The sequence below is a fragment of the Thioalkalivibrio nitratireducens DSM 14787 genome, from assembly GCF_000321415.2.
Lineage (GTDB): Bacteria > Pseudomonadota > Gammaproteobacteria > Ectothiorhodospirales > Ectothiorhodospiraceae > Thioalkalivibrio > Thioalkalivibrio nitratireducens.
In genome coordinates this window covers 1,226,092-1,244,006 of record NC_019902.2, presented here as the reverse complement: position 1 = coordinate 1,244,006, position 17,915 = coordinate 1,226,092, and the positions used below count along the sequence as shown (strand labels likewise).

At 67.7% G+C, this 17,915-nt stretch carries 12 protein-coding genes and 1 tRNA gene; 7 read left to right on the top strand and 6 right to left on the bottom strand.

Annotation, left to right across the window (positions count from 1 at the left end; all coding sequences use genetic code 11):
• Positions 1-288: 288 nt before the first annotated feature.
• Positions 289-363: transfer RNA gene (locus TVNIR_RS06020), tRNA-Val, on the bottom strand.
• A gap of 436 nt (positions 364-799) precedes the next feature.
• Between TVNIR_RS06020 and TVNIR_RS06015 the strand changes: the two genes are divergently transcribed.
• On the top strand, positions 800-1,402 hold the full coding sequence (locus TVNIR_RS06015; protein ID WP_043739449.1) for a cytochrome b: 603 nt from the start codon (positions 800-802) through the stop codon (positions 1,400-1,402).
• A 34-nt stretch (positions 1,403-1,436) separates the two neighbouring features.
• Here the strand turns inward: TVNIR_RS06015 and mdoH are convergent, their stop codons facing one another.
• Positions 1,437-3,476: a glucans biosynthesis glucosyltransferase MdoH gene (gene mdoH, locus TVNIR_RS06010; RefSeq protein ID WP_169794292.1), complete on the bottom strand. Its 2,040-nt coding sequence runs from the start codon at positions 3,474-3,476 to the stop codon at positions 1,437-1,439.
• The gene (locus TVNIR_RS06005) at positions 3,466-5,037 is read right to left on the bottom strand and encodes an OpgD/OpgG family glucan biosynthesis protein (RefSeq protein WP_015258099.1); all 1,572 of its coding nucleotides are present in this window, start codon (positions 5,035-5,037) and stop codon (positions 3,466-3,468) included. Before TVNIR_RS06005 ends, mdoH begins: the two co-directional genes overlap by 11 nt.
• A 457-nt stretch (positions 5,038-5,494) precedes the next feature.
• Here TVNIR_RS06005 and TVNIR_RS06000 point away from each other — a divergent pair, with 457 nt between their 5' ends.
• Positions 5,495-7,075: an alkaline phosphatase family protein gene (locus TVNIR_RS06000; protein WP_015258097.1), complete on the top strand. Its 1,581-nt coding sequence runs from the start codon at positions 5,495-5,497 to the stop codon at positions 7,073-7,075.
• Positions 7,076-7,296: 221 nt separating this feature from the next.
• Entirely contained in the window at positions 7,297-8,154 is an 858-nt protein-coding gene (locus tag TVNIR_RS05995; RefSeq protein ID WP_015258096.1) for an amidohydrolase family protein, read from the top strand.
• Positions 8,155-8,445: 291 nt separating this feature from the next.
• Here TVNIR_RS05995 and TVNIR_RS05990 read toward each other — a convergent pair whose 3' ends face one another.
• Genes TVNIR_RS05990 through TVNIR_RS05980 form a run of 3 tightly spaced genes read right to left on the bottom strand, consistent with a single transcriptional unit; the run spans position 8,446 to position 11,868 of the window.
• A complete protein-coding gene (locus TVNIR_RS05990) occupies positions 8,446-9,564 on the bottom strand; it encodes a hypothetical protein (RefSeq protein WP_083499373.1) in 1,119 nt (372 codons plus the stop codon).
• Positions 9,561-10,382 (bottom strand): hypothetical protein, encoded by an 822-nt coding sequence (locus TVNIR_RS05985; RefSeq protein WP_015258094.1) that lies wholly within the window; start codon positions 10,380-10,382, stop codon positions 9,561-9,563. The genes TVNIR_RS05990 and TVNIR_RS05985 overlap by 4 nt, the downstream gene beginning before the upstream one ends.
• 4 nt (positions 10,383-10,386) lie before the next feature.
• Positions 10,387-11,868 carry an SLC13 family permease gene (locus tag TVNIR_RS05980; protein WP_015258093.1) on the bottom strand — a complete coding sequence of 494 codons (1,482 nt, stop codon included), beginning with the start codon at positions 11,866-11,868 and terminating at the stop codon, positions 10,387-10,389.
• Between the two features lie 696 nt (positions 11,869-12,564).
• Between TVNIR_RS05980 and TVNIR_RS05975 the strand changes: the two genes are divergently transcribed.
• From TVNIR_RS05975 to ppk1, 4 genes are all read left to right on the top strand, one after another.
• Positions 12,565-13,146 carry a superoxide dismutase gene (locus tag TVNIR_RS05975; RefSeq protein ID WP_015258092.1) on the top strand — a complete coding sequence of 194 codons (582 nt, stop codon included), beginning with the start codon at positions 12,565-12,567 and terminating at the stop codon, positions 13,144-13,146.
• Positions 13,147-13,255: 109 nt separating this feature from the next.
• Entirely contained in the window at positions 13,256-14,452 is a 1,197-nt protein-coding gene (locus TVNIR_RS05970; protein WP_015258091.1) for an aspartate aminotransferase family protein, read from the top strand.
• On the top strand, positions 14,449-15,360 hold the full coding sequence (argF, locus tag TVNIR_RS05965; RefSeq protein ID WP_015258090.1) for an ornithine carbamoyltransferase: 912 nt from the start codon (positions 14,449-14,451) through the stop codon (positions 15,358-15,360). The genes TVNIR_RS05970 and argF overlap by 4 nt, the downstream gene beginning before the upstream one ends.
• A 423-nt stretch (positions 15,361-15,783) precedes the next feature.
• Positions 15,784-17,859, top strand: coding sequence for a polyphosphate kinase 1 (gene ppk1 / locus TVNIR_RS05960; protein WP_015258089.1), 2,076 nt, complete (start codon positions 15,784-15,786; stop codon positions 17,857-17,859).
• Positions 17,860-17,915 lie beyond the last annotated feature (56 nt).

The window sequence follows — 17,915 nt, the reverse complement described above, 5'->3', positions numbered from 1 at the left end:
AACCGCAGGTACCGCCTTTCCCGGCGCCGGAGAACCTGATTATTGCGGATGACGGAGAGAAACCTGCCCTGGCTGCCCGGCAGTGGCCTCTTGGGGACGCACTGCGGGCGATCGATACTCCGCCGGGCGGCGCTGCCGTCCGCTTTTGGCCGACGACCGCACCTGGCGCCAGTGGTTCGCCGACATCCGTGCCGACAGCAGCCTGCGCCGCATGCCGCGAATGCCCTGACCGCCAGGCGATAAACGGGAACGCGGCGGTCATTGCCGGTTCCCGTTTCGCGGGTTCTCTGGTGGGCGGTACTGGGATCGAACCAGTGGCCCCTGCCGTGTGAAGGCAGTGCTCTACCGCTGAGCTAACCGCCCGAGCCGAGCGCAAAGGTTAAGCTGCTCGGACGTTCCGGTCAAGGCACTGTCAAGCGCTGTCAAGGCGGCATGACACCGAGAGTGCTCGGGGCGAATGCCGCCGTTCGCCGCAGCGCGCTGGAAGCAACTATGCTCTGTATGCCACCAGAGGAGAACTCGGGCACGAGGCTGGAGCCCCGAGTCCGCGTTCATTCGAACGCGGATCGGATTTCGGAACATTGCTTCGCCAGGGAAAGCTCCGGATCGAGCCGCTGGTGCGCCTCAGACAAAGGGGGGCACAGCGTGCAAATCCGGGTGTCTCGTGCCAGAAGACGCTGCGCCCGAGGGCGCATCGAAGTGGGGATTTGCGGGGAAGGCGGGGGCAACGACGGAGCCGTCCCGCCAATGTCGATAAGAGGTTGAAATCAGTCGGGTCACGGGATCCAGGGGAGTCAGCATGAACCATTCTGAAGTGAGCACCGATTTACCCGCCACGCTGCCGCGCTACGCCCTGGTACAGCGGATGCTGCATTGGCTGATTGCGGTGCTGGTGATACTGGCGCTGATCGCCGGGGGCACGATCGGATTCCTCGGCTTCGAGGGCATGCGTGCCACTTTCGGGGCGCAGGGTACCGACTTCTTTTACACCGCCCACAAAACGCTGGGCCTATCGATCCTCGGCCTCATGGTGCTGCGACTGATCGCCCGGCTGTGGTTTGACAAGCCGCCCTACGCGGTGCCGCTCTCCCTTTTCCAGCGTCTGGCGAGCCGGACCGTCCACACGCTGTTCTACGTGCTCTTGTTGCTGGTGATGCCCGTGCTCGGCGTACTGGCCACAGCCTCCGGTGGATTTCCTGTTCATTTTTTCCACATCGAACTACTGCCGGGGTTCATCAGCGAGAACGAGGCACTTTCCGAAAGGCTGTTCGGATGGCACCGCATCGTCGGAATCACGCTGGCCGGTTTGATCGTGCTGCATGTGGCCGGCGCCATCTACCACTGGAAGATCCGCCGGGACGGGGTCATGGAGCGGATGAGCCTGCTGCGCCAGCGCCAGTAAAGGGCGTGTGCGAACAGGCCATTCGGGAAGTGCATCACCCGATTGCTTCGCCACACACGCCGGCGCTGCGTTGGGCCGGTCGTGGAAATGGCTGGGCCATTCCTGGGGTTGCCCGCGTTGCTCCGGGTGTGTCCGGCGGCTGTGCTCCATAGGCCCCGAACTTCCCGCCTTCACGAGGAACCGCCCGCCGCCCTGCGCAGGCGCCCTGCGTCCCAGGCCACGGCCGTTGCCGGATGGGGACCCCGCTGCAGCGGAGCCGGGCTCGCGGCCGGCGCTCCATCCCGTCGACGGCCGCGATCACCGGCGGCGGTTCCAGCTCGCAGGGGGCCAGCAGCAGCCGCCTTTCCCGCAACCACACACCGGCTCTGCGGCTGCCGCTGCTGCGCACCAGCAGTGGCGCCGCCAGCAATCCGGCCAGCACCGGGGCCACCCACCAGAGGAACCCGGGGGCGGACCATGCCAACAGCAGCCCCCAGACCAGGCCGGCCAGTACCGGCGCGGCGGTGCGTTGCCATGCCTCGGCCCAGCCGACCATCCGGCCTTCGCGGGGCTGGGCCGACCAGGTCACGTTGCGCCCCGCCAGGACGGCACCGATCAACATCGTGTGGAAGGCCATCATCGCCGGCGCAATCAGCACCGAGTACCCGGTTTCCAGCAGTCCGCTGGCCGCCAGCCGCATCCGCCCCCCGAACGCGGCAGGTGCCCGAACCAGAGCCAGCATCACCCCGAGCAACTTGGGCAGCAGCAGCAACACCAGCGTGCCGGCCAGCAGCCCCAGGGCCATCGGCTGTGACGGTTCGGCGACGGGGATGCTGGCGGACGGTCCGGTGCTGGCCGCCCCGGTGGCGGCGGCCAGCATGAACATCCAGAACAGCGACGACAGGTAGGAGACCGCTCCGAAGAGGAAATGCACCCGGTTCAGCGGCTGCAACCCCGGAACGCGCAGCAGCCTCAGGTGCTGCAGGTTGCCCTGGATCCAGCGCCGGTCGCGTCGCGCGAAGTCGACCAGATTCCCCGGCAGTTCCTCGTGGCTACCGCCCAGCCCCGGCAGCAGCCACAGATCCCAGCCCGCGCGGCGCAGGAACGCGGCCTCGACGAAGTCGTGGCTCAGGATCTCCCCGCCCAGCGGCGGCCTGCCGGGCAGGATCGGCAGCCCACAGTGCTCCATGAACGGCCGAATCCGGATGATCGCGTTATGACCCCAGTAGTTGGCGCCGTCCGCCTGCCAGAAGGCGAGTCCGGCGGCCAGGATCGGGCCGTGCACGGCATTGGCGAACTGCTGGAAGCGCCCGAACAGCGTCTCCTGTCGCGCGGGCAAGGGCAACGTCTGGATCAGGCCGGTGCGCGGATTGGCATCCATGTAGCGAACCAGCGTCACCAGCGTCAGGCCTTCGACCAGGCTGTCCGCATCCAGCACCACCATGTATTCGTACCGGGCGCCCCAGCGGTCGCAGAACTCCGCGATGTTGCCGGCCTTGCGACCGGTATTGGCCCGGCGGCGCCGGTATTGCAGCCGCAGCGAGGGCGGCAGCCGCGAACGCAGACGGGCGACGCCACGCTCCTCGGCCCGGATGATGGCGGGATCGTTGCTGTCGCTGAGGAGGAAGAAATCGAAGGCATCGGCGCACCCGGTCGCCGCGAGCGACCGGCACATCGCCGCCACCCCGTGCATCACGCGGTCCGGGGCTTCGTTGTAGACGGGCATCACGACCGCCGTGCGCTGGCGCAGGGGCGTATCCGCGAACCGCCTCGTGCGGGCGGACAGCCGGCGCAGGCTCAGCGGGTTGCAGCCCACAGCGTGCAGCAGAAAACCGGCCATCGCGGTCCAGAACGACGCCGCAATCCAGGAAAAGGTGATCGCGAACAGCCCCAGGATGAACACCTCGAACGGGCCGAAGCCGCCCGCCGACAGCACCCCTGCCATCATCGCCGTGCCGCCCAGCGCGGTGACCAGCACCACCCCGAAGAACAGGATCTGCCGCCCGCGCACGGCCGGCGCGGCGAGGCGCATCGATTCCCCGCGGCCAGCCGCCCGTGCCGCACGATCGGTGACGTTGCCGGGTTCAGCGTTCATCGGGATACCAGACATAGGTCCAGGTTTCGGTCACCGGGCGGCCTTGGTGGAGAAGAGCCAGGCGAAGGTCCGACGGCCGCCCGCCCTCCGGGGCGAGCAGGAACGATGCGCGCCAGCCCGAACCATCGGGCAGCCGGCGCGCACGCAGGTCGTCGATCTTTCCCGAACGGGCATCGATCCGGGGCTCGAGCTGGGCCCCGGCCGGCAGTTGCTCGAGCTCCCTGTCGGCAAAATCGACGATGAACCGGCGCAGGGTGCGGGGCGGGGAATCCGCGACTCCCGGTACCGCCCCCCAGCCGGAGCGGGTGCGCGTCACCCGCGCCGGCGGCTGCCCCGGCGGGCGGTCGTCGAACACCACCAGGCGGTAGCGGTACTCCCGCCGGTCGCCGCGCCTGAATGCGCGGTCGCCCGCCCAGAATGCGACGACGTTGTCGTGGGTCTCGGAATCGGTGGGGATTTCGATCAACTCCACCCCGCCACGGCCCCAGTCGCCTCCCAGCGGCACGACCCACTGACTGGGCCGGCGGTGATACTCGGCTTCAAGATCGAGGTACGCACCGAATTCCCGGCGCCGCTGCACCAACCCGAAACCACGAGGGCGCTCGTCGCGCAGCGAACTGACCCGCAGATACCGGGGGTTGCTGAGCGGGCGCCACAGCCACTCGCCCGTGGAGCCGTGCTTCATCAATCCCTCCGAGTCGTGCACGCGGGGCCGGAAATCATCGTAGGCGCGCACGCTCGCGTCGCCGAAAAAGTACATGCTGGTCAGGGGTGCCACCCCCAGTTTCCGCACATCCTCGCGCGCGAACAGTCGCTTGTCGACCGACACGGTCACCTCGGCCCCGACGTGGAGATCGAATCGGTAGGCACCCGCTACCGAGGGGCCGTCCAGCAACGCCAGCACGGTGACCGTATCGGCACCCGACTCCGGTCGCACCAGCCAGAACGCCCGAAACGCCGGGAACTCCTCCCCTGCAGGCTCCGCGGTGTCGATGGCAATGCCGCGCGACGACAGCCCGTAAACCTGCCCCGGCCCGACCAGGCGGAAATACGAAGCCCCGAGAAACACCATCACCTCATCCTTGTAGGACTCTGTATTGATGGGGAAATGGAGTCGAAATCCCGCGAATCCCGGATCCCGCGACGCGACGCCCGCGAGGGCGCTGGCGTCCCCGTCGTAGCGGAACATCGCAGGGTCGAACGCGACCTCGCGGACCGCTCCGTCCCGCAGTTCGTAGACCGACACCGGGTGGCGAAACAGGAAGCCCGGGTGGAAGAACTGCACTTCGAAACGCGCCTCGCCCCGCCACAGAGACTTCTCGGGTCGGAAACGGATCGAGCGGTACTGATCGTAGGTGATCTCCGCCAGGGGTTCGGGCAGCGTCGCCTGCGGTGCCTGGTAGGGCGAGCCGGCCGCCGCCCGCGCCCGCGCGGCAACCTGTTCGAACAGCGTCTCGACCTGCGCGTTGGAGGGCGACGCAGCGCCCCAGGCGCCGTGCGCGGGGATCGCCAGCCAGGCCACTGCCAGGACCAGCCCGATCCATCTCCTCCATCCAGTCATGCGCTCTCCGCTGACTTCGCACCATGCGTTGTCACAGCAGGGACGGGGCATCTCGAAGTTCGGGGCGATTGCCCTGTACCCTGCCCTCAGCGCCCAGTATCCATCAACGTGAACGTTCGCGACCCAATAGCACGAAAAACACGGGAAACGGAATGGGCTCGATGTCTTTTCGGCATGTTCCAAGCGTGCCGTGGCTCGCCACTTCAACGTACGGGATGACTGCCGGCGATGGCAGCTGACGTGAAAGAATCCGTCCCCTCTCGCCGGCCCGCAGGACGGAGGAACGAAACGTGATCCGCCATTGGGTGAATGCGTCATGCCGACCCGGCCGGCCGCGGCTACCCCGACCCGGCGAAGCCCAACCTGAATCCCGCGGGACAGTCCCCCAGCGGAACAATGGTCCCCCAGGCACAGGGGGGCTGGCTTCAACCCGTGCCACCTGTGGTGAGGACGCCTCTTGCTGCGCCTGCTGATCATCTTCGGCCTGCTGAACCTGCTGTTCCTGGCGCTGGAGATCCCGCGGCACGCGGGTTTCGGTCCCAACTGGCTGGCACTGGACGCGGCGTTGCTGGCGGGCCTGTTCGCGCTGCTGCCGCCGGGTCGCGGGACGACCCGGATCGCCAGGCTTGCCGGATGGCTGTTCGCCGTTCTCACGCTGCTGACGTTGGCCGATGCTTTTGCGCGCCTGAGTCTGTCGCGCCCCGTGAACCTCTATGTCGACTACCCGTTGGCGCGCTCGGTCTACCACCTCACGGCGGGGAACGTAGCGCTGCCCGGGGCGCTGCTCGCCGCGCTGCTCGTACTGCTGGCCGTGGCCGCGATCGGACTGCTGGTATCGCGCCTGCTCGTCCGCCTGCCCGGCGGCCGCGGCACCGCCCAGACCGGGCTGGCGACCGTGCTGATCCTGGTCGGCGCCGCCGGGACCACCGCCTTCCACGCAGGCGAAGCCGTACCCAACCTGCCGCGCGCGATCACACCCGGCATCACCCTGGTACTGGACCAGTTCCGGTTCGGTCGCGAGGCCCGATCCGAGCGCCTGGCTTTCGAGACCGAACTCGAACGCGAGCGGGACGATGGGTCCGGAACCCGCCTCGAAGGGCTCGCGGGAATCGACGTGATCGTCGGCTTCATCGAATCCTACGGGGTTTCGGCGCTGTTCGACGACCGGTATTCCCCGGTGGTCGGCGCGCGGCTCGACGCCCTCGGGCGGCGCGCCGACGAATCGGGGCTGCACGTGGCGACCGGCCTCGTGAACGCGCCGATGTTCGGGGGGCAGTCGTGGCTCACCCACGCCTCGTTGCTGAGCGGCCTTTGGATCTCCAGCCAGACGCGCTACGAACTGCTGCTCGGGACCGAACGGTCGACGCTGGTCCGGGACTTCGAGCGGACGGGACACCGCACGCTCGCAGTGATGCCGGCGATCGTGCGCTCCTGGCCCGAGGGCCGCTGGTACGGCTTCGACAAGATCCTCGGGGCCGGCGACATCCCCTATGCCGGCCCCGCGTTCAACTGGGTGACCATTCCGGATCAGTACGTCTGGGCCCATTTCGAGCAGAAACTACGCCGCAGCGACGATCGCCCCGTGTTCGCCAAGCTCGCGCTGGTCAGCAGCCATGCACCCTGGGTACCGGTGCTGCCGGTCCTGGACGACTGGGACGCAATCGGTGACGGTTCCGTGTTCCGGCAGTGGGAAGGCAGCGGCGAGGCCCCCGAGGCCGTCTGGCGGGATCCCGCCCGGGTCCGGGAGGCCTACGCCGATTCCGTTGCCTACGCGCTGGAAGTGGCCGGCGCCTACACCGTCCGCTACACCGACGAACGGACCCTGCTGGTCCTGATCGGCGACCACCAGCCCGCATCCATCATCACCGGCCGCGACCCCAGTCCGGCGGTCCCGGTACACGTCGTCAGCGGCGATCCCGCGTTGCTGGAACCGTTCATTCAACGCGGTTTCGTGCCCGGGGTCTGGCCCGACGGCGAGTTCACCGGCACAGGCATGGATCGCTTCCGGCACTGGCTGCACGAGGCATTCGGACGATAGCCGGTGCTTGTACATGCAGACGCTTCCGGCGGGCGGCCGCCAGGGCCGCAGTGGCGCCGTGCGGCGGCGCCGGAATCCGCCGATGCCAAGGGGTAACCCGGCCTGGCGGCCCCGCAGGGAACAAAACCTGCCGTCGGCAGCGTCCTTGCTGAAGGCCGCGAAGCTGTCGACCCCCGAATGGTCGTCACGACGCGGAACTGCCGCACCAGAAGGAGGAACCGATGCCTGCCGAAACCGTTCGGCGGCTGTCTGCCGCCGCGTTGCTGACCCTGCTGCTGGTCCCGTGGACCGCCCACCCCGATCCGCAGCCTCTGTTCGACGCCCATCTCCATTACAACGTTGCGCACGCGGAGACCCTTTCGCCGAAGCAGGCGGCCGCCGCACTGGCCGAGGCGGGCATCGTGCGGGCGGTGGTCTCCACCCGGACCGACGCACTGGCCGAAGCACTGATGCAGGCCGCACCCGGGCAGATCCTGCCGTTTCTGGATGTCTACGAGACCCCCGCGCACAAGGAAACCTGGATGCACCAGCAGGGCCTGCCCGAACGCATACGGGCCCGGCTGGACGCAGGCCTGGCCAGCGGCTCCTGGCGCGGGATCGGCGAGCTGCACCTGTTCGCGGATGACCGGCATTCACCGGTGTTCCGCGAGCTCCTGGAGCTCGCGCACGCGCGCGGGCTGCCGGTGATGATCCACGGTGACCCGGCGGTGATCGACCGGGCCTACGAGATCGAGCCCGAGGCGTGGATTCTCTGGGCGCACGCGGGCAGCTTCCCCTATCCACCGCTGGTGCGCGACTACCTGGATCGCTACCCGGAACTCTACGTGGATCTCTCGATGCGCAGCGAGCGCCTGAACCCTCCCGGGGGAATGCCGCTCGATTGGCAGGACCTGCTGATCGAACACGCGGACCGATTCCTGATCGGCGCCGACACGTTCAGCATCCGGCGCTGGCTGGAGCTCGACGAGCACGTCGCGGACATTCGCGCTTGGCTGGCACAGCTGCCGCCGGATGTTGCGCGCCGGATCGGGCACGATAATGCCGCCGCGCTGTTCGCCACGGAAGCGCCCGCGGACTGACTCCCTCGCCAGCCCGCTGGCCGCGGTATCGGCCGATTGCCGGGTGCTGGCCGGCCACGCGCTGCCCGAAGGTGGGCGCACTTGGTGCTATCCACCTTCCGCGGCTCCGCGGTGGTCGGGAGCATGTCGCCGCGTAGGTTGTGCCAACGCAGGAGGCACAACCTACGCCACCACAACCCCAGACGCCGGCCCATCGCCAACGCCCGCGACGTTGTGCCTGCGGCACAGCCTGCGGCGGCTTGGCAGATGCGCAAGGGCGGAAAAGGCCGAACGAAGGCCGGCATCCTGCGGTCAAGTCTGGCCGGGGGCCGAGATCCGCACCGATTCGATCGGCGAGAAACTGCGCTCGATCTCGAGCTGCATCGCGCCGTGCCAGGCGGTGATCGCGTCGACGTAGCGTTCCAGCATCGCCGCCTCGAGCTCGGCCCGCAGCCCCTCCAGGCGCTGTTCCCAGTCGGCGATCAGCGCATCGCGGTGACGCCATTCGTCGACGCTGAGCAATGCCCAATCGGCCGCCACCCAGGAGGCTCCCCCAATCGCCAGCGCGCAGGGGAGCGCCGCGGGGCCGGTCGCGGCACAGCCGAGTGCGGTCGCGCCCGCCGCGCCGACCTTGGCGGCACCATGGCCCGCGCCCTTGGCCGCCACTGCGCTTGCGGTCAGCGCCGCACCCGCCGGCTGCACCAGCAGGCGTGCGAGCGCCGGGGCCGCGAGCCCCGCCCCGCCGGCCGCGGCGGTGCTGGTCGAGACCCGCTGCAGGAACTCGCTGCCGCCGTGCCCGGAGATCTCCGCGGCCAGCGCGTCCAGCGACCACTGTTCGACCGGTGCGGGACCGGGCGCGGACACCTGCCCGTTCGCGGCCAGTTCCATCAGGTTCTGCAGCCAGCGCGCGTGCAGGTCCTGCACGTGCCCGGCCAGCGAGGACTGCGCGCGCGCGTCGATCGCTGCCAGCTCGCGGTCAAAGCCTTCGCCGCCGAATACGAGCGCCAGCGCCCGATCCGCCAGGTAATCCCCGTCACGGACACCGATCCACTGCAGCACCGGCATCAGCATGCGGGCGTATTCGCCGGAAACGGAAAAATACCAGTCGGCGTAGTCGGGAATGCGCGCGGACAGTTCCGCGAACATCGGGTCGAGTTCGGCCGAGAGCAGCGCACGCACCCGCTCCTGGGCCTCCCGTGATCCAGCCGAGGCATGGACCTGCGAGCGGCGGACCATCTCGCGGGCGGTCGCCGGCGTTACCGTCAGCCGTTCGCTCGCCACCACGATCTCGTAGGGCGCCAGGGCCGACCACAGTCTTTCCCACGGACGCTGGTCGAGTGCCAGCAGCGTAAGCCCTGCCAGCGCCCCGAGCAGCAGCAGCGCCCGAAACAGGTTGCCGGCCGTGCCCGGCCGCGCGCGAATCGTCGTCATCTCCCTACCCCCGGATGCCAATCCCGCCAATGCGCCAGGGCCAACACCGACGAACAGAATACCAGGTAAGACCACACGGCCAGGGCGTCGGTTGCAAGCAGCAGCGCCCAGCCCAGGAACTGAAGCGAAGGCCGCGTGACCCCGGGCAGCACCTGCTGCCCCAACCACCAGCCAACCGCGTCCACCGCCGCAGCGGCCTGCAGCAGCACCTGCAGCAGCGCGCTGGACGCGTGCTGGCCGGCCACTTCGGACAGCACGGCGTCGCTCAGGCTCACGCCGGTAAAATCGGGATACGCCAGAAACACCGCGGCGACGGCGAGCCCGCCGAACAGCAGCACGAAGTTGATGACGAGCGCGAACCTCAACGCCAAGACGGCCCGAAAGCGCGGCACCGCGTGCCGCTTCAGCAGCTGGAACACCCCGTGCCACAGCAGAACGAGCAGCGGCACACTCAGGACCATTGCCAACAATAGCGGACCCGGCTGGCGCACGACCGCAACCAGCAGCACCCCGGCCAGCACCACGCCCTTGGCCACGGCTACCAGGGCGAGCCCCGCTCCGCCGCGCAGCCAGCGGTGCCCGACACTCTCGGGGCGCAGTGCACCCGCCAGAAAGATCCGCCGCCGGACGACCGCGCGCAGCCAGATGCCGGCCGCCATCAGCACCGCCATCGCGCCGACCAGCCCGACCACGGCCGCCTGCGGCAGCGCCACCGCCCATTCCCGGGCCACGAACAGGAACAGCGGCACCGGCAGCAGCCGGAACATGTCGTTCAGCATGGCGCGCAGTCGGGTTTCCGGACCGGGGAGCGCAGCCATCGATTCATCCGGCCCCGAAGATCACGCCGACCCAGGTCATCGCGACGATGACCAGAACCAGCACCGAGACCAGGCTGGGCAGCGCACCGCCGCGCACCATGTCGAGCACCGCCAGCCGATCGCTGCCGAACACGATCGCGTTCGGGGGCGTCGCCACCGGCAGCATGAACGCCGCCGAGGCCGCAAGCGCCACGGGAATCGCCAGCAACAGCGGCGCCGCCTGGACCTGCAGCGCCAGTGCCGCCACCAGCGGCAGCAGCGTGGCGGCTGTCGCGGTATTGCTGGTTACGTGGCTCAGACCCATCGTCAGTACGATCACGCCGAATACCAGCAGCCACAATGGAAGGTCGACCGCGCCCTGCAGCGACTGCGCCGCCAGCCCCGCCAGCCCGCTGCCTTCGATCGCGGCACCGAGGCTCAGCCCCCCGCCGACCAGTACCAGCACCCCCCACGGCAGATCCCGGGTGTTTTCCCAGGCCAGCAGGTAACGCTGTTCGGTACGCCCCGAGGGCACGACGAACAGCACCGCGGCGCCCAGCACCGCGATTCCCGCGTCAGTCAGTTCGACCGGCAGCCATTCGTTCAACAAGGGTCTGAACAGCCAGGCCAGCGCAACCAGGACGAAGATCACGGCCACGCGGCGCTCGGCGGACGACCAGCCACCGAGTTCCGCCCGCTGGCCGGCCAACAGTTCGTCCAGGCCCTCGAGCCCGATACGGTGCACCGGGAACACCCAGTGCGTCAGCGACCACCAAGTGAACGCGAGCAGGGCTGCCGAGACCGGCAACCCCATCGCCAGCCACTGCACGAATCCGATCTCGAGTCCGTAGCGCTCGTTCAGAAACGCGGCGGTCAACGCGTTGGGCGGTGAGCCGATCAGTGTGGCCATGCCGCCGATGTTGGCCGCGAATGCGATCCCGAGCAGCAGCGCCACCGCGGGTCGCGAACCGGTGCCGCGCGCCTGCGGATCCGACTCGACCAGCGCGAGCACCGACAGCGCGATCGGCAGCATCAGCGCCGCGGTCGCGGTATTGCTGACCCACATGCTGAGCCCCGCAGTCGCGAGCATGAAACCACCGACCAGACGGTCCAGGCGGTTGCCCGACAGGTGCAGGATCGCCAGCGCGACACGCCGGTGCAAATTCCAGCGCTGCACCGCGAGCGCCACCGAGAAGCCGCCGACGAACAGAAAGATCAGCGGGTTGGCATAGGGCGCCGTCGCCTCGGCAATCGGCACGACCCCGAGAACCGGCAGGACCGCGACCGGCAGCAGCGCGGTAACCGGAATCGGCGCCGCCTCGGTGATCCACCAGGTCGCCATGAGCAGCGTCAGCCCGAGCACGATCCACGCCTCGGCCGAGACGCCGGCGGGCGCAGCCGCCGCGAGAAATACCAGGAACACGGCAGGTCCGAGCCAGCGCCCGACCCGCGCCAGCGTCTGACCGGCGGAGGCCCCCACCGATCCCGGGCGCGACGCTGGCCTCATGGCCCCGCTCCGGCTTCGGCGACGCCGACCCGGTTGCCGGCCATACCTCCGACGCCCGGGTCTGAACCGGAGATCAGCGCTGCATCGAGAATCAACAAGCGTCCTCCCCGAACGACCGTATCGGTCCGGCATCATACAAGTGCCGTCCTGGCGCCGACTATCCCGCGTGCCCGCGAGGCGCGTTGCCGGGATTACCCGACCGTGTCAGAGTCCCGCCCGTCGCCAGCGGCAGCACCGAGCGCGCCATGGCGTTGCCTGACGGTGTCGGGAGGCCGCCCTCTGAACGCCCCCACGCCGCCCGAATCCCGCTCCGCCGATCGTTTTGCCCCGGCGCTCGATCGGCGAGAGGGCTCGCCTTCTGATATGGATTGCATCGCAACTAACTGTGCCAAAGGGCTCTTCTCTGTGCCAAAGGGCTCTTCTCTGTGCCAAAGGGCTCTTCTTTGGCGCAGATACTGGCCAATCCCGAAGACCCCATGGATTGCGACGCAATCCATGGGGTCTACAGGGCAGGCGCAGGTGTATGCATGAACCCTCACCCCACAGAGCACCATCGGCGGAGCTTTCGTGCCCATCACGTCGGCGAAAGCCGGCGCAAAACCTCGGCAATTGCATCCGGCAGAGGGTGTGTCTATCTTTCGTCGTCCCCTAGTCACCTGCGAACCGTTCGCAGTCCACCAACTGAGGAGAATCTGCATGGCACACGAACTGCCCGCCCTGCCGTACGCGAAGAATGCACTGGAACCGCACATCTCGGCTGAGACGCTCGAGTTCCATCACGACAAGCACCACGCGACCTACGTGACCAAACTCAACGGTCTGCTGCCCGGCAGCGAGTTCGAGAACGCCAGCCTCGAGGACATCGTACGCAAGGCGCCGGCCGGCGGCATCTTCAACAACGGCGCACAGGTCTGGAACCACACCTTCTATTTCAACTGCATGGGCCCGAACGGTGGCGGAGAACCCGCGGGCCAACTCGCCGACGCAATCAATTCGGCGTTCGGCTCGTTCGCGGCTTTCAAGGAAAAGTTCACCGATTCCGCGGTGAACAACTTCGGTTCCGGCTGGACCTGGCTGGTGCAGAATGCCGACGGTTCTCTGGAGATCGTGAACACCTCCAACGCCGCAAACCCGATGCGTGACGGCAAGATCCCGCTGCTGACCGCAGACGTCTGGGAACACGCGTATTACATCGATTATCGCAACGCCCGACCGAAATACCTCGAGGGCTTCTGGAACGTGGTGAACTGGGATTTCGTTGCCAGCCAGATGAAATAGTCTCACAATTAACATGAACCACCGGGGGCGCATGCCTGGCGTCCCCGGCGCTCGGGCCGGTGTGCCGTCGTTCGATGCCACCGGCCTTCTTCGTTCGGAGGCCGTTGCCATGGCAGATGCGCTGCAAACCACGTACAACCGGTTGCCGGTCGCCTTCGAGTACGGCGAAGGCGCGTGGCTCTGGGATACCGAGGGGCGACGCTATCTCGATGCGCTGTCCGGCATCGCCGTCTGCGGCCTGGGCCATGCTCATCCCAAGATCGCCGCCGCGATTGCCGAACAGGCCCATACGCTGATCCACACGTCGAACCTGTACCGCGTTCCGTTGCAGGAGCAGCTGGCGCGGCGCCTGTGTGCGCTCGGCGGAATGGATCAGGCCTTTTTCTGCAACTCCGGGGCCGAGGCCAACGAGGCTGCGATCAAGCTGGCCCGGCTGCACGGACACCGCCGCGGCATCGCCCGGCCGAAGATCGTCGTGATGGAAGGAAGCTTCCACGGGCGTACGCTGGCCACGCTCTCGGCCACTGGCAACGCGCGGATCCAGAAGGGCTTCGAACCGCTGGTCGAGGGCTTCGTCCGGGTGCCGTACGACGACCCGGACGCGGTCGCGGCGCTGGGAGGCGATCCCGAAATCGCGGCGATCCTGGTCGAACCGATCACCGGCGAAGGCGGGATTCGCCTACCGCGCCCGGGTTACCTGCAGGAACTACGGGAACTGGCGACCCGGCACGACTGGCTGCTGATGCTGGACGAGATCCAGTCCGGGATCGGGCGCACTGGACAGTGGTTCGCGTTCCAGCACGAGGAAATCGTGCCGGATGTGCTCAGCCTGGCCAAGGGCCTCGGCAACGGCGTGCCCATCGGGGCCAGTCTGGTTTCCGGCCGTGCGATCGACCTGTTCACCCCCGGAAGTCACGGCACCACCTTCGGCGGCAACCCACTCGTCTGCCGTGCGGCGCTGGCCGTGCTCGACGTGATGCAGGAGGAAGCGCTCTGCGAGCAGGCCGCGCGGCATGGCGACGTGCTCCTGCGCCTGCTGCAGGAGCGTCTGGCGCATCGCCCGGAGGTCGTCGAAATCCGCGGCAGGGGGCTGATGTTGGGCATAGAACTCGACCGCCCTGCAGCCGAACTGGTACGCCGCGCGCTGGACCGGGGCCTGCTGATCAACGTGACCGCAGAGCGGGTCGTGCGGCTGCTGCCGCCGCTGATCACGGACGACGATCAGATTACGGAGATCGCGGACACCGTGGCCGACATCGTGTCCCGGTTCATCACGAAGCACAAAGAACAGAAGGTTACGGTATGAATGTGCGGCACTTTCTCTCGTTTTCCGACCTTAGCGGATCCGAGGTCCGGCAGATCATCCAGCGCGCGACCGAGCTCAAGCGGCAGACCCGTGCAGGCATCGCGCAGGACCACATCCTGCGCGGCAAGACGCTCGGGATGATCTTCGAGAAATCGTCCACCCGCACCCGGGTGTCGTTCGAGGTGGGGATGCTGCAGCTGGGCGGCCATGCGCTGTTCCTGTCCCCGCGCGATACCCAGCTCGGGCGCGGCGAACCGATCGAGGACACCGCGCGCGTGCTTTCCCGGATGGTGGACAGCGTCATGATCCGCACCTACGAGCACGAGAAGATCGAGCGTTTCGCGCGCTTTGCGACGGTGCCGGTGATCAACGGCCTGACCGATCACGAACACCCCGCCCAGTTGCTTGCCGATCTGCAGACCTACACCGAGCATCGCGGCGACATCGGCGGCAGGCGCATAGCCTGGATCGGCGACGGCAACAACATGTGCAACAGCTACATCCTCGCAGCCCGGCAGCTGGGGTTCACGCTCGCCGCCGCGTGTCCCGAGGGCTACGACCCCGATCCCCGCATCGTGGCCGCGGCGGGCGACGCACTCGAACTGGTACGCGACCCGGCGGCCGCCACGCGCGATGCCGACCTGGTGGTCACCGATGTCTGGGCCAGCATGGGCCAGGAAGACGAGAAAAGTGCCCGGCGCCAGGCGTTCACCGGGTTCCTGGTCGATTCCGGGCTGATGGCCTTGGCCCGCCCCGATGCACTGTTCATGCACTGCCTGCCGGCGCATCGCGAAGAAGAGGTGACCACCGACGTGCTGGAAGGGCCGCAGAGCGTGATCTGGGACGAGGCCGAGAACCGCCTGCACGCCCAGAAAGCGCTGATCGAGTTCCTGCTGACCGGCAGCTGACCCGGCGCGCGGAGCGGGATCGCCCGGGTGGCTCGCGTGCGACCCGGACAGAGACCTGGATCCTGCCCACACTGAACGCAACAGCCGCCCGCGTCGACTTCATGGATCGCATCGCAATCCATGAAGTCTTCGGGACCGGCCAATATCTGCGGCAACTTTGATGGCGCACGAGCCCCCCGATGGTGAAGGCCGAAGGCCGCCATCCAGCGCTGGGGGCGCCGCGGACGCCTGGGCGGTACGAACGCCGCGTGGCGGATGACGCTGCGCTATTGCGTCCTGCGCGGATGAATACGGTACTCACTGTGGGCAAGCGCCAGCGCCGAGACCATGAACACGAGGACGATGAGCACGAGCAACGGCTACGCGGCATACCCGCCCGTGCAACGTGTATAGTCCCGGCCATTCCCGCCCCATGGAACCCGTATGAACGCCGTCGACCTTTCCAATCCCGAACTCTACCTGAACCGGGAACTCTCGCTGCTGGAATTCAACCGCCGGGTGCTGGAACTCGCGCTCGACGAACGCTTCCCCCTGCTCGAGCGCCTGCGCTTCCTGTGCATCTCGTCGACCAACCTCGACGAGTTCTTCGAAGTGCGCGTGGGTTCGCTGCGCCAGCAAGTCGCGCTCAATGTGCAGACCCCCGGGCCGGATGGTCTGTCGGCGCAGGAACAGCTGGCAAAGATCAGCGTCGGCGCGCACGAACTGGTGGCAGAGCAGTACCGAACGCTGAACGAGGTGCTGATCCCGGCGCTGGCCGAGCAGGAGATACGCTTCATCCGGCGCACGCACTGGACCGAGGAACAGCAGCGCTGGCTGCGCAGTTTCTTCCAGGAACAGCTGCAGCCGGTATTGAGCCCGATCGGACTCGATCCGGCACATCCGTTCCCGCGCATCCTGAACAAGAGCCTGAACTTCATCGTCACGCTCAAAGGCAAGGACGCGTTCGGGCGCGAGTCGCGCCGGGCGGTGGTGCAGGCCCCGCGTTCGCTGCCGCGCGTCGTCCGTCTACCCCGCGAGGTCGCCGGCGGGGACAACGATTTCGTGTTCCTGTCGTCGATCCTGCACGCCCACGTGAACGAGCTGTTCCAAGGCATGAAGGTCACCGGCTGCTACCAGTTCCGGCTGACCCGCAACTCGGACCTGTTCGTGCGCGAGGAGGAGATCGACGACCTGCTGAACGCGCTGGAGGGTGAACTGCCCCAGCGCAACTACGGTGAAGCGGTGCGGCTCGAGATCGCGGACAACTGCCCGGAGGACGACGCGCGTTTCCTGCTCGCGCACTTTCACCTGACCGAGGACGAGTTGTACCAGGTGCACGGGCTGGTGAACCTGAACCGGCTGATGGCGGTACACGACTTGGTCGACCGGGCCGAACTCAAGTTCCCACCGTTCATCCCGAGCCTGCCGAAAGCGCACGGCAGCGGCAGCATCTTCGATGCGATCCGGCAGCAGGAGCTGCTGCTGCACCACCCTTACGAGTCGTTCATGCCGGTGGTCGAGTTCATTCGCCAGGCGGCGCGGGATCCCGACGTGCTGGCGATCAAGCAGACGCTGTACCGCACCGGAACCCGATCGCAGCTGGTCGAACTGCTGATCGAGGCCGCACAGGCCGGCAAAGAAGTCACGGTGGTGATCGAATTGCGCGCGCGCTTCGACGAAGAGGCCAACATCGAACTCGCGAACCGGATGCAGGACGCCGGGGTGCACATCACCTACGGCGTGGTCGGCTACAAGACCCATGCCAAGATGGCGCTGGTCGTGCGCCGGGACAACGACCAGATTACCCGCTATGCGCACCTCGGCACCGGCAACTACCACGCCGGCACCGCGAAGGCCTACACCGACTACGGCCTGCTCACCGCGGACCCGGTGATTACCGAGGACGTGCACCGGGTGTTCCAGCAGCTGACCGGGCTGGGCAAGGTCTCCAAGCTCCGCAACCTGCTGCAGGCGCCGTTCACGCTGCACCCGTCGATCATCGACCGGATTGAACGCGAGACCGCGATCGCCGCGGCGGGCAAGCCGGCGCTGATCGCCGCGCGCATGAACTCGCTGATCGAGCCGGGCGTGATCCAGGCGCTCTACCACGCCTCGAGTGCAGGGGTACAGGTGCAGCTGCTGGTGCGCGGCATCTGCTGCCTGCGGCCGGGCGTACCCGGCGTGTCCGAGAACATCGAGGTGCGCTCGGTGCTCGGGCGCTTCCTGGAACACTCGCGGGTGTTCTATTTCGCCAACGACGGCCAGGCCGAACTGTTCATGTCCAGCGCCGACTGGATGCCGCGCAACTTTTTCCGCCGGGTCGAAGTCGCATTCCCGATCAAGGATCCGAAGCTGCGCGAGCGCGTGGCCGAGGAATCACTGTTCTGCTACATGCGCGACACCTGCAGTGCCTGGGTTCTGCAGAAGGACGGCAGCTATCAGCGCCAGCAGCCGGCTCCGGGCGAACCGCCGTATTCCGCCCAGGAAGATCTGCTGGAGAAGCTCGCGAACAAGGGCTGAGTCCGGCGCCTTCCCCGGCATCACCCATCCGCTGCAGGGGCCGCGAACGCCGCCAC